The sequence below is a fragment of the Rhodococcus sp. HNM0563 genome (genome assembly GCF_012726195.1).
Lineage (GTDB): Bacteria > Actinomycetota > Actinomycetes > Mycobacteriales > Mycobacteriaceae > Rhodococcus.
The window spans coordinates 660,658-672,925 of the sequence record NZ_JAASAF010000001.1 but is presented as its reverse complement, the minus strand read 5'-3'; the positions used below and the strand labels follow the sequence as shown (position 1 = coordinate 672,925).

General features: G+C 66.1%; 11 protein-coding genes. 7 read left to right on the top strand and 4 right to left on the bottom strand.

Annotation, left to right across the window (positions count from 1 at the left end; all coding sequences use genetic code 11):
- Positions 1-113 precede the first annotated feature (113 nt).
- The 5 genes from HCA61_RS03220 to HCA61_RS03200 all read left to right on the top strand — a co-directional run bounded on the left by HCA61_RS03220 (position 114) and on the right by HCA61_RS03200 (position 5,253).
- Entirely contained in the window at positions 114-500 is a 387-nt protein-coding gene (locus HCA61_RS03220) for a helix-turn-helix transcriptional regulator (protein ID WP_169686557.1), read from the top strand.
- Between the two features lie 176 nt (positions 501-676).
- Complete coding sequence (locus HCA61_RS03215; protein WP_169686555.1) at positions 677-2,365, top strand: alpha/beta fold hydrolase; 1,689 nt, start codon at positions 677-679, stop codon at positions 2,363-2,365.
- A 105-nt stretch (positions 2,366-2,470) separates the two neighbouring features.
- Positions 2,471-2,866 carry a hypothetical protein gene (locus HCA61_RS03210; protein ID WP_169686553.1) on the top strand — a complete coding sequence of 132 codons (396 nt, stop codon included), beginning with the start codon at positions 2,471-2,473 and terminating at the stop codon, positions 2,864-2,866.
- A gap of 67 nt (positions 2,867-2,933) precedes the next feature.
- Complete coding sequence (locus HCA61_RS03205; protein ID WP_169686551.1) at positions 2,934-4,055, top strand: alpha/beta fold hydrolase; 1,122 nt, start codon at positions 2,934-2,936, stop codon at positions 4,053-4,055.
- A gap of 52 nt (positions 4,056-4,107) precedes the next feature.
- On the top strand, positions 4,108-5,253 hold the full coding sequence (locus HCA61_RS03200; protein WP_346777480.1) for a family 1 glycosylhydrolase: 1,146 nt from the start codon (positions 4,108-4,110) through the stop codon (positions 5,251-5,253).
- A 144-nt stretch (positions 5,254-5,397) separates the two neighbouring features.
- Here HCA61_RS03200 and HCA61_RS03195 read toward each other — a convergent pair whose 3' ends face one another.
- The 4 genes from HCA61_RS03195 to nadA all read right to left on the bottom strand — a co-directional run bounded on the left by HCA61_RS03195 (position 5,398) and on the right by nadA (position 10,443).
- Entirely contained in the window at positions 5,398-6,816 is a 1,419-nt protein-coding gene (locus HCA61_RS03195) for a wax ester/triacylglycerol synthase family O-acyltransferase (protein ID WP_206039504.1), read from the bottom strand.
- A gap of 156 nt (positions 6,817-6,972) precedes the next feature.
- Complete coding sequence (gene nadC / locus HCA61_RS03190; RefSeq protein ID WP_169686547.1) at positions 6,973-7,839, bottom strand: carboxylating nicotinate-nucleotide diphosphorylase; 867 nt, start codon at positions 7,837-7,839, stop codon at positions 6,973-6,975.
- Between the two features lies 1 nt (position 7,840).
- Complete coding sequence (locus tag HCA61_RS03185) at positions 7,841-9,415, bottom strand: L-aspartate oxidase (RefSeq protein WP_169686545.1); 1,575 nt, start codon at positions 9,413-9,415, stop codon at positions 7,841-7,843.
- Complete coding sequence (gene nadA, locus HCA61_RS03180; RefSeq protein WP_169686543.1) at positions 9,412-10,443, bottom strand: quinolinate synthase NadA; 1,032 nt, start codon at positions 10,441-10,443, stop codon at positions 9,412-9,414. The genes HCA61_RS03185 and nadA overlap by 4 nt, the downstream gene beginning before the upstream one ends.
- An 83-nt stretch (positions 10,444-10,526) precedes the next feature.
- Between nadA and HCA61_RS03175 the strand changes: the two genes are divergently transcribed.
- Together HCA61_RS03175 and HCA61_RS03170 are read left to right on the top strand one after the other, a co-directional pair.
- The gene (locus HCA61_RS03175) at positions 10,527-11,237 is read left to right on the top strand and encodes an NUDIX domain-containing protein (protein ID WP_169686541.1); all 711 of its coding nucleotides are present in this window, start codon (positions 10,527-10,529) and stop codon (positions 11,235-11,237) included.
- A 69-nt stretch (positions 11,238-11,306) separates the two neighbouring features.
- Positions 11,307-12,254: an aldo/keto reductase gene (locus tag HCA61_RS03170; protein WP_169686540.1), complete on the top strand. Its 948-nt coding sequence runs from the start codon at positions 11,307-11,309 to the stop codon at positions 12,252-12,254.
- Positions 12,255-12,268 lie beyond the last annotated feature (14 nt).

The window sequence follows — 12,268 nt, the reverse complement described above, 5'->3', positions numbered from 1 at the left end:
GCACTGTCCATTATCCGCATAGACAGTAGATAGAGCACACGCGGGTGGGACGCCCGCGTGAGTGGGTCACCCGAAGAGCCGGTTCGCTGCCGCACCGACCTTATGCTGGCGGAATGAACCAGGACGACGAGCGCCCGACCACTCTGGGCGAACTCATCCGACGCCAGCGCGAGCTCGCGGAACTCCCGATGCGCCAGCTGGCGTCGATGGTGGGCATCTCGAACCCGTATCTGTCGCAGATCGAACGAAACCTGCGGGCGCCGAGCGATCGTGTCCTCCATGCGATCGCCGAACAGTTGCATATGTCGGCGGATGCGCTGGTGTCGCAGGTCACGCCGGACACCGACGGAGAGTCGGCGGTGACCAAGGCACTTCGCGAGGATCCGGATCTGACCAATGCCCAGCGGCGGTCTCTCGAGGAGATGTACGAAGCGTTCCGGGAGGTCACTGTCGCCAAGCGACGACGCGGTGGTGAATCGGCGAACTCCGACGTCGAGTGAGCAGATTCACATTTGCGCAGGTCAGGGGTTTTACTCACGGTTGGGCGGCAGGTCAGGACCGTATGGGCCGCGCCTACCCCAACGTGCACTCGGCATGTACCTTGCGGTAAGGTGCGCGGCCGCCACGGAGGTGTCAGCCTCGAGGTAACAACCGACCCAGTTCTGGAGTTGCCCCGGTGCTCAACAATCTGCAGAAGAAGATCTCGTCGTCGCTCGACCCCATCGGGTGGGGGCCGGCGGTCGCGTCCGTCGCCGGCCGCGCCGCGAAGAATCCGCGTGCGATCGCCGAAGCCACCACGGAGTACGCCAACCGTCTCGCACATATTCCGGCGGCGGCGACCCGCGTGTGGAATGCGAGCGAACCCCAAGCCCCGGTGCCGCCGGACCCGAAGGATCGACGCTTCGCCGATGCGGCCTGGAAAGAGAATCCCGCGTACTTCTCGTTGCTGCAGAGCTACCTTGCCACCCGCGAGTACGTCGAAGAGCTCGTCGACGCGGGCGAGGGTGATGCACTGGCCGACGCCAAGGCACGCCAGTTCGCGAACCTGATGTTCGATGCGCTGGCACCGTCGAACTTCCTGATCAATCCCGGTGTGCTCGTGCGCGCACTCGACACCGGTGGCGCAAGCCTGGTCCGCGGGGCGAAGTTCGCCGTGGATGATCTGGTGCATCGCAAGGGAATTCCGCTGAAGGTGGATCGTGAGGCGTTCACCCTCGGCGAGAACATGGCAGCCACCCCGGGCAAGGTCGTGTTCCGCAACGATCTGATCGAAGTGATCCAGTATGCCCCGCAGACCGAGAAGGTCCATGAGATCCCGATCCTGGCCGCGCCGCCGTGGATCAACAAGTACTACATCCTCGACCTCGCCCCGGGGCGCAGCCTGGCAGAGTGGGCGATCCAGCGCAATCGGACGGTGTTCATGATCTCGTACCGCAACCCGGACGAGACGATGCAGGACATCACGATGGACGACTACTACCGACTGGGCATCGCCACCGCCCTGGACGTCGTCGAGGAGATCACCGGCGCCTCGCGGATCGAGGTGCTCTCGATCTGCCTCGGTGGTGCGGTAGCGGCGATGGCCGCGGCGAAGATGGGCGCGATCGGCGACAAGCGGATCAGCGCGTTCACGATGCTCAACACTCTTCTCGACTACAGCGAGGTCGGCGAACTCGCCCTGCTGACCGACCCTGCGACTCTCGACAAGGTCGAATTCCGCATGAGCAGGCAGGGGTTCCTGTCCGGGTCGGAGATGGGCGGCACCTTCGACATGATCCGCGCGAAGGACCTGATCTTCAACTACTGGGTGTCCCGGTGGATGAAGGGCGAGAAGCCTGCGGCGTTCGACATCCTCGCGTGGAACGAAGACAGCACTCGTATGCCCGCGGCGATGCACTCGCATTACTTGCGAACCCTCTACGGACGCAACGAACTCGCCGAGAAGAAGTACGAACTGGACGGGTCCACCCTCGATCTGTCGGACGTCACCTGCGACACGTACATCGTGGGTGCGATCAACGATCACATCGTGCCGTGGACGTCGTCGTACAAGGCCGTGAATCTGCTCGGTGGCGATGTGCGGTACGTACTCACGAGCGGCGGACACGTTGCAGGCGCAGTCAATCCGCCCAATCCGAAGGCCTGGTTCGAGGCGGTCGGCGCCCCCGACGACGAACCGGTCGCGCTTCCTTCGGATCCGAAGTCGTGGCATGAGAAGGCCACTCGCCACACAGCCGCATCGTGGTGGGAGGACTGGACGGTGTGGTCGACCAAGCGTGCAGGCAGCCTGGTTGCACCTCCCTCCATGGGCAGCAAGGAACATCCGGTCCTCGGCGATGCACCCGGGACGTACGTCTTCAGCTGACCCCTTGCGCGTTAGCAATCATTTTGCTAACCTGCTAACAGCGTCATTCGCGGCGCACCGACCTCATACAGCGCTCCACTTCCGCGCTCAACGAAGGGAAACACCATGACTGCTCCCGCCAAGCCCGCCGCCAAGGCCACCGAGACCGCCGCCAAGGCCGCCACCGACGCCACCGCGACCGCGCAGAAGACTGCGGAGAAGCTCACGGCAAGCGCCGCGGCCGCCGCCGACAAGGCTGCTGCCGAGCTGACCAAGACGGTCGACGAGACCACCGAGCGTGTCAACGAGTTCAACGCCAAGTTCGTCGAGGCCGCCAAGCAGAGCGGCAACCTCGGTGTCGACACCTACGAGAAGGCAGTCGGCAGCATCCTGGATATGCAGGAGAAGTTCGCCGAGGCCACCCCGGTCGAGTGGGTCGCCGACATCGCCAAGGCGCAGGTCTCGTTCGCCCGTGAGCTCACCAGCACTGTCACCACCACGGCACGCGACCTTCTCAAGTAGGACACGATCGCGACGTGCGAACCGAAATTCCGCCCACGCGCCACAGCAGCGCTCTACGGTGCGGTACATGGCTCCGGTGACGCATCTACAGATCGCCGCGACCCCGATTCGACTCGGGGTCGCGGCGATCTCCGGTTGGAGCTCCTACCTCATCGGGCTGGCGCAACGCGGCCCCACACCCTGGACCATCGCATCGGACATCGGCCGCTACTACGGGGCCCTGACCGACACCACACCTCCGACCTGGGCGCACGCGTGGCCTGTGATTCGCCGCTGGCCACTCGCGCACCTGCGCGACTGCAGCGCACCCGACGCCACCGGTCGGGAAACCGTGCCGACCCTCCTGCTCCCACCGCAGGCAGGCACCCACTCGTGCATAGTCGATCACTCCCCGGGCCGCAGCCAGGTCGAAGCGCTTCGGGCAGGCGGCCTCACCCGGCTGCACTGCCTGGAGTGGACGCCTGCGACACCAGCTACCGACTCGGCCTCGATCGACGAGCACCTCGCCGTGATCGCCGACGCCGTCGATCATCTCGGCGGCCGAGTGAACATCGTCGGCGACAGCCAAGGTGGCTGGATCGGCACGATCTACGCCGCGCTGCACCCCGACGCCGTACACACACTGACCGTGGCGGGCACCCCGATCGACTTCCACGCCGAGCAGCCCGCCCTCGCGGCCCTCGCGCATGCACCGACAGCCGCAGCAACCTCGGTGGTCGACTTGTTCTACGGCACCGCACGAGCCGCAGGCATGCACTCCACCAACCCGATCGGCGAGATCGAACGGGCAATGGCCCTGCTCGGCGCTCTGAACGACCCGGACGAGGTGGCACGCATGGAGGCCGAGCGGCGCTGGTTCACCTGGCGGCAGGAGATTCCCGCCGTGTTCCGCGAATGGATCATCAGGCACCTGTTCATCCGCAACGAGCTCGTCGCCGGCACCCTCGAAGCCGAAGGCACTGTCGTCGACCTGTCCAAGATCACGTGTCCAGTGCACCTGATCGCCGGCCGGTCGGACATGATCGCCACACCCACACAGGTCACGGCGCTGACGAATCACGTGTCCACCCCGCCCTCGGACATCGTGACAGCGATCGCCGACACCGGGCACATCGGGTTGTTCATCGGACGCAAGGCCCTGACCGACGTATGGACCCCGTTCGCTCGATCACTCACCGCGATCTCCTGAGGCCGCAGTGAGAGCGTTCCTGACGGTCCTCGCACTCACCGCAGCACTCGGCATCCCCCATGCCCCACCCGCTCATTCCCAGACGAACGAATTTCTCTGGGGTGTCGCAAGTTCCGGGTTCCAGGCCGAGGGCTACCCACCCGACAGCAACTGGCTGCGATATTCGAACGACTCACGCCACGATCCGGTCGGGTCGGCCGTCGACTTTCGGCACCGGTACCGCGAGGACATCGCTCGCGCCGCGGAACTCGGCGTGGACGTCTACCGGATCTCCGTGGAATGGGCACGCATCCAGCCCACCCCACACGGCTGGGACGAGACAGAACTCGCTTATTACGACGACGTGGTGCGAGAGATCCGTGCCCACGGCATGACGCCGATGCTCACACTCGATCACTGGGTGTATCCGGGCTGGATCGCCGACCGTGGTGGCTGGTCGGACCCCGACACGGTGCGCTCCTGGCTCGCGCATGCCGAGACGGTCGCCGGCCGCTACGCGGACGCGGACGCCCTGTGGGTGACGTTCAACGAACCCACTCAATATGTGTGGCAAGAGGTGACGAACGGTGGTCTCCCAGCGGCCGAGCTGCCGGCCATGTTCGATCGGCTGGTCGAGGCTCATCGCGGCGCGTACCAGGCCATCCATCGTGCCGATCCGGACGCGCTGGTGACCTCGAACGCCGCGTACATCCCCGGTGCACAGCCCTTTCTCGACACCTGGTTTCTCGACCGGGTTCGCACCGACCTCGACTATGTCGGTGTCGATTACTACTACGGCGTGACTTTGCAGAATCCGACGGCGATCCACGCTGCTGTGGGCGATTACGCGTCGGTCGTGCCGCACCCTCAGGGTCTGTACGACGCTCTGATGGACTATGCCGATCGGTACCCGGGGGTCCCCCTCTACGTCGTGGAAAACGGAATGGCCACCGCTGATGGGTCTCCGCGCGCCGACGGCTGGACCCGGTCGCGGCACCTGCGCGAGCATGTCGACGCACTGGGTCGTGCGATCGCCGACGGCGCCCCGGTGTTCGGATACAACTACTGGTCCCTCACCGACAACTACGAGTGGGGCGACTACACACCTCGATTCGGCCTGTACAGCGTCGATGTACAGACCGATCCGAACCTCACTCGGCGGCCGACCGATGCGGTCGAGACCTACCGGACGATCATCGCCGAGACCCGGTTCTCGTAGGCGCTCCACCTGAGTGCCGAGCAGCGAACAAGACCAGCACCTCCACGGCTTACGCGGTGAACAGGGCCACACCTGATCCCCGTCCACCACGCCCGAGATGTCAACAGCAGGACGCGCCGGAGGTCGGTCACCACCTGAGCCGGATCAGAACCCGGACTCGGCAACATCCACCCCGACAGAGATCCCCACCGCATGTTCGAGTGCGAGAAGTTCGGCATCGAGGTGATCGAGCAGCGTTCCGATATCCGGAACCGTACGCCGACAAGCGGTGAGCCCGAATGCAATCCGATCGTCGGTACTGGTGCACGTGATATTCAGGGCCTGCCCGTCGAGCGGAACCGAGAGCGGATACACCGCGTCCACCCGGGCACCGTTCCAATAAAGTGCGGTGTCGGGGCCTGGCACGTTCGAAATGATGACGTTGAATCCGGGACGCGACAACACACGATTCCCGGTCAATACACCCAACGCCAACGGAACCACTCCGACCGCGCTGGCGGCGAGACGGGACGCGGTCGACATCCCACTCATCGACTCCTTCCCTTCCGACATCGAGGCCCGCACACCGTCGAGTCGCTGCGCTGCCTCGGGTCGATCGGTGCCGAGTGAGCACACCAGCACACCGAGGTCGTTCCCGGTGTCCTTGCCGTTGCGCAATGCGACGGGCACCATCGCGACCAACGATTCTTCGGGAAGCGAATCCCGCTCGGCCAGGAACGCTCGCAGCGCTCCCGAACACATCGCGAGCACCACATCGTTGAGAGACGAATCGGATGCCTTGGCAACCGATCGGAGGCGTTCGAGTTCCCAGGCGCGCGCGGCGAACCGTCGCGATCCCGCGATGGGCACGTTGAGAATCGTCTGCGGAGCCGCGAGCGACAACGATCCACCCCGATCGTGCATCGCACGGTCTACGGTGCCGACAATCGCGGGCACGAGCCCGAACGCCTCCGAGATCACTCCGCGGGCAGCGCGCAGCGCCGTACCCGGCATCTCGAGGGCGGTACCGATGGCGGAACGCTGGGGGTCCGAGGTATCGGAAGCCGCCCATGGCGCCGGCATACCCGTTTCGCGGGGATCCGTGCTCAATGCACGACGGAGCAGCCGCATCGCGCCCACACCGTCGGCGAGCGCATGATGCATCTTCATGTAGAGCCCGTACCTGCCGTCGGCGAGCCCTTCGATCAGGTACATCTCCCACAGGGCACGACTACGATCGAGCACCGGCGCATGCAGACGAGAAACCAGCTCGCGCAACTCGACGGTGGAGCCCGGGCGCGGCAGGGCGGTGAACCTCACGTGGTATTCGAGGTCGAACGACGGGTCGTCCTCCCACGCCCACTGACCGAATGTGGCCAGCGTACGTACCGCCCGCTTACGCCACAACGGTGCAGCGTCTTCGACATCACTCCGGGCGATCGCATCGACGAACATCTGCCGCAGATCGCTCGCGGTGCGGCCCTCGGGCGGTTCGAACATGACGAGACCACCGACATGCATCGGGTGCTCGCGAGTCTCACCGAGCAGGAACACCGAATCCGTCGGTGACATCGGCAGCCGCATGTTTCGTCCTTCTACTCCCCTGTGCGGCGAGCCCCCTGACCCGCCGATAGCTCCGGTGAGCGAACTCACGCGGGACCCCACTCGTAGTTCTACGTCATGGTCCCCCGCTGCGCCACCCGAAACCCACAGGTCGAACTCACCCCCGGGCAGCTGCCCCTACATGTCCAGGCCGAGATCGAGGATGGTGACCGAATGGGTCAACGCACCGACCGCCAGGTAATCGACGCCGGTCCGCGCGTAGTCCGCTGCGACCTCGAGGGTGAGGCCGCCCGACGATTCCAGTCGCGTGCCGGGCGCGTGGGTGTTGCGGCGCTGCACTGCGATCTGTGTCTGCCACAACGGAAAGTTGTCGAGCAGGATCAATTCCACGTTCTCGGCCAGGACCTCGTCGAACTGCTCGAGACTGTCGACCTCGACCTCGCAGGCGATGCCGGGGGCGTGCGCCCGCACTGCGCGCAGCGCAGCGACGACCGACCCGGCGGCGGCCACATGATTGTCCTTGATCAGGGCCTCGTCGCCGAGCCCCATCCGGTGATTGACGCCCCCACCGACACGCACCGCGTACTTCTGCAGCGCCCGCAGACCCGGAAGGGTCTTGCGGCTGTCCCGGATCTTCGCCTCTGTGCCCGCAACCGCGTCGACCCAGTGCGACGTGGTGGTGGCAATCCCCGACAGGTGACACACGAGGTTGAGCATGGTGCGTTCGGCAGTGAGAAGGCCACGGGTAGGCGCCTCGAGGGTGAGGACGGGCTCGCCTGCGACCACGCGGTGCCCGTCCTCGACACGGCTGCGCACGGTGTAGCGGCCGGTGCCGAGCACCTCGTCGAGCACGAGCAACGCCACGTCCAGTCCCGCGACGGTGCCCGCTTGCCGGGGCGCCATCGTCGCGACGGCGACCGCGTCGGCCGGAACAGTCGCGTCGGTGGTGACGTCCGGTCCGTACCGCAGGTCCTCGTCGAGAGCCTGTCGCACGAGGGCGCGGGTCTCATCGATGTCGAGCCCGGGGGGCAGCACGGTGGCCATGTCAGTTCGCTCCTGTGAGTTGAGGTGTGGTCAGGACGAGTTCTCCCTCGTCGTCCAGGCGCTGGTCGACGGACCAGGCCTGCGCGGGATCCGGAATCGGATGGTCGCGTCGGGTGTGGCAGCCGCGCGACTCGGTGCGGCGCAGCGCCGCACCGACGAGGGCTCGGGCCGCAAGCGTGAGTGCGGCGTCCTCGAGGCCGGAGACGCTGTCGCACAGCTGTGTGTGGGCCCCCGACAGGGTCGTGGTCGCCGCGAGGAGACCGGTTTCGTCGCGGACGACGAGGGCATCGCGCGTCATCGCGCGCTGCAGTTCGGCGCGTTCGAGACGCGGGAGCACCGGAGCCGTCGCGTCGAGAGCTTCGACACGCAGTCCGCCGCGTTCTGCGGCCGCGGCGGCGCCTGCGCGCTCTCCCACGACGAGGCCTTCGAGCAGACTGTTGGACGCGAGACGGTTGGCGCCGTGCAGCCCTGTACGCGCGAGCTCGCCCGCCGCGTACAGACCTGGGGTATCTGTTCGACCGTGCACGTCGGTGACGACGCCGCCGCACGAATAGTGCGCTGCCGGTGCGACCGGCAGCAGGTCCCGCGTGGGATCCAGTCCGGCCTCAGCGCAGTACGCGGTGATGGTCGGGAACCGGTCGGCGAACCCCTGCAGGTCACGCGCATCGAGGAACACGTGGTCTTCGCCGAGTGCGGCGAGGCGTTCGGCGATTGCTCGGGAGACCACATCACGTGGGGCGAGATCGCCGAGTGGGTGCACGCCGTCGGTGACGGAGCGACCACGCGAGTCCACCAGGGTTGCGCCCTCCCCTCGAACGGCTTCGCTGATGAGCGGACGGCGCCCGCGGCCTTCCGCGGCGAACAGTACCGTGGGATGGAACTGCACGAACTCGATGTCCGCGACCCTCGCGCCGGCGTGCAATGCGAGGGCGATTCCGTCGGCGGTCGCACCGGAAGGGTTCGTACTGCACGCGTACAGTTGTCCGAGCCCGCCGGTCGCGAGGAGCACTGCGGGAGCGTGGACGACACCGAATCCACGTTCGTCGAGGACAAGCGCTCCGGTGACGCCTCGCTCGTCGGTCAGTACCCGTGCGACGGCGGCGCCGAACAGAACCGGGAGCCCGGCGGATCCGAGGGCCCGCTGGACTTCGGCTCCGGTGGCGTCGCCACCGGAATGGATGATCCGGCGGGTGCTGTGCCCGCCCTCCCTGGTCCTGGAGACATCGCCGTCGCGCCCGCGGTCGAAGACTGCTCCGAGATCGGTCAGAGCGGCGATCGCGGCGGGCCCGGCTGTCACGATCGAGCGGACCGCGTTCTCGTCACAGAGACCGCCGCCTGCGGCGAGGGTGTCTGCGACGTGGGATCCGACGCTGTCGCCGGTCGGTGCGACGACAGCGATGCCGCCCTGTGCGTATTGCGTCGCGGTGTCGGTCGCCCCGCCCTTGCTCACCGTGAGCACCCGCAGGCCTCGCAGGGAGGCGGCGCGTGCGGCGGTGAGCCCGGCGACGCCACCGCCGACCACGACGAGGTCGGCGTGGTCTTCCCAGCACACGCCGGCGCTCACGGTGGACGTCACTCTCCGCTGCCCGGGTTACCGATGGAGATCATCCGCTGTACCGAGAGGCGTGCCCGCTCCGCGACCTGCGGGTCGACGTGGACTTCGTCCTTACCTTCACGGAGGCAGCGCAGCAACGCGGCCGGGGTGATCATCTTCATGTAGGGGCACGACGCACGATCGTTGACCGGCTGGAAGTCGATGCCGGGCGCAGCCTTGCGCAACTGGTGCAGCATGCCGACCTCGGTTGCCACGAGGACCTGCTTGGCACCGGTCTCACGAGCGGCGTCGATCATGCCACCGGTCGAGAGGATTCTGACCTTGTCGTCGGGCACGAATCCTTCACCTGCGAGGTAGAGCGCTGAGGTGGCGCAGCCGCACTCCGGGTGGACGAACAGGTCGGCGTCGGGGTGCGACCGGGCTTGGGCGGCGAGTTCGTCACCGTTGATGCCCGCGTGCACATGGCATTCACCCGCCCAGATGTGGATGTTGTCCCGGCCGGTGATCCGCTTGACGTGTGCGCCGAGGAACTGGTCGGGCAGGAAAAGCACCTCGCGGTCGGGGTCGATGGACGCGACGACGTCGACGGCGTTCGACGACGTGCAGCAGATGTCTGTCAGACCCTTCACCTCGGCGGTCGTGTTGACGTAGGACACGACGACGGCGTCCGGGTGGTCCGCCTTCCACTCACGCAGCTGATCCGCGTCGATGGAATCGGCCAGTGAACACCCGGCCCGCTCGTCGGGGATCAGCACGGTCTTGTCCGGGCTGAGGATCTTGGCGGTCTCCGCCATGAAGTGCACCCCGCAGAACACGATGGTGCCCTCTTCGGCCTCAGCGGCGATGCGCGAGAGCGCCAGGGAGTCGCCGACATGGTCGGCGATGTCCTGGATGGCAGGCAGCTGGTAGTTGTGCGCGAGCAGTGTCGCGTTCCGTTCGCGGGCGAGCCTGCGAACTTCGTCGGCCCACTCCGGCGTCGCCTCGATGCCGGAGTAGCCATTCGGTCCGTCGACGATTGCGGCGGTTCCTGCCCACTCGGTCGTGGTCATGGCGTTGCTCCTTCGTGGAGTGCAATCCGGGCGGGCTGTGCTCGGATTTCCGTTCTCAAGGTTTTCGACTTAGGGTCGAAAACATGCCATATAGTAACACCGGTCACGAAGTGCTCATCGTGGTGTTCCAGGTTCGCCACTTCCCCGCCACCGCAGGAACACCTCGATCCGCCCCCGAACTCGGCGTTCTACTGTGGCAACGCGCACTCGATCCGCAATCCGGCACCTGGTCCCTGCCCGGTGGCCGACTCCGCGACAACGAGGACCTCACGTCCTCGGCACGGCGTCAGCTCGCCGAGAAGGTTGACGTGCGCGAAGTTGCACATCTCGAGCAACTCTCGGTGTTCTCCGCCCCCGATCGAGTACCTGGTCCACGCACCATCGCCTCCACATATCTCGGCCTGGTTCCGATCACCTCCGACCCACGCCTACCCGACGACACCTCGTGGCATCCGGTCGCCGATCTCCCGGAGATGTCGTTCGACCACCGGATCATGGTCGCCAACGCGCACGCCCGCCTCGCCGCGAAACTGTCCTACACCAACATTGCCTACGGACTCGCACCCGCCGAGTTCTCCATGTCGACGTTGCGCGACATCTATTGCGCTGCACTCGGTTACCAGGTCGATGCCACAAATCTTCAGCGAGTCCTCGCCCGCCGAGACGTCCTCACCCGAACCGGCAACACCGCTCCGTCGGGCAAAAGCGGGGGCCGGCCACCCGCGCTGTATCGATTCACCGACTCGCGCCTGCGGGTTACCGACGAGTTTGCCGCATTGCGCCCACCGGGATGATCAACGGTTCCCGAGCGGACCTCCGGATAGGGTGCGCGAGAACACCACAACACCTACGACGGGAGCGCAGTGGCAACAATCGGTAATTCCGACCTCGAGATCTTCCCCCTCGCGCTGGGCGGTAACACGCTCGGATGGACGGCGGACGAAGCTACATCGTTCGAGATTCTGGACGCATTCATGGCGGCGGGCGGCAACTTCGTGGACTCCGCCGACTCGTATTCGGCGTTCGCACCCGGCAACTCGGGCGGCGAATCCGAGACCATCATCGGCAACTGGAAGGCCGCGCGCGGCATCGGCAACGAGGTCCTGGTGGCCACGAAAGTCGGGCAGCACCCCGAGTTCGCGGGCCTGGCCCCGCAGAACGTCGCGGCTGCCGCCGACGCGTCGCTCAAGCGCCTGCAGTCCGATCACATCGATCTGTACTACGCGCATGCCGATGATCCGGAGACACCGCTGGAGGAGACGATCGAAGCATTCGACGCGCTCGTCCGAAGCGGCAAGGTCCGATACATCGGTCTGTCCAACTACTCCCCCTCCCGTATCGCCGAATGGCTGGCGATCGCTGACGACGGCGGCTTTGCACGGCCCGTCTCGCTTCAGCCGCACTACAACCTCGTGCACCGCGCAGAATACGAGCGGGAGTACGCACCCCTGGTCGCCGAACACAACCTGGGTGTCCTGCCCTACTTCGCACTCGCCTCCGGCTTCCTCACCGGAAAGTATCGAACGGCAGCAGATCTCGACTCCGGTATTCGCGCGCGTATGGCGTCGCAGTACTTTTCCGCCTCGGGGCTCGCCGTGATCGACGCGCTCGCCGAGATCGCAACCGTGCACGCCGTCGAGATACCGACCGTCGCGCTCATGTGGCTGTCGAAGCGACCCGGTATCGTCGCGCCGATCGCGAGCGCCAGCCGCATCGAGCAGCTTCCCGCAATGCTCGACTCCACCAGGCTCGTTCTCACCGACCTCGAATTCGATCGTCTCACCTCATTGTCGAACGCCGTCGACGCATAAGCAGAACGGTATGC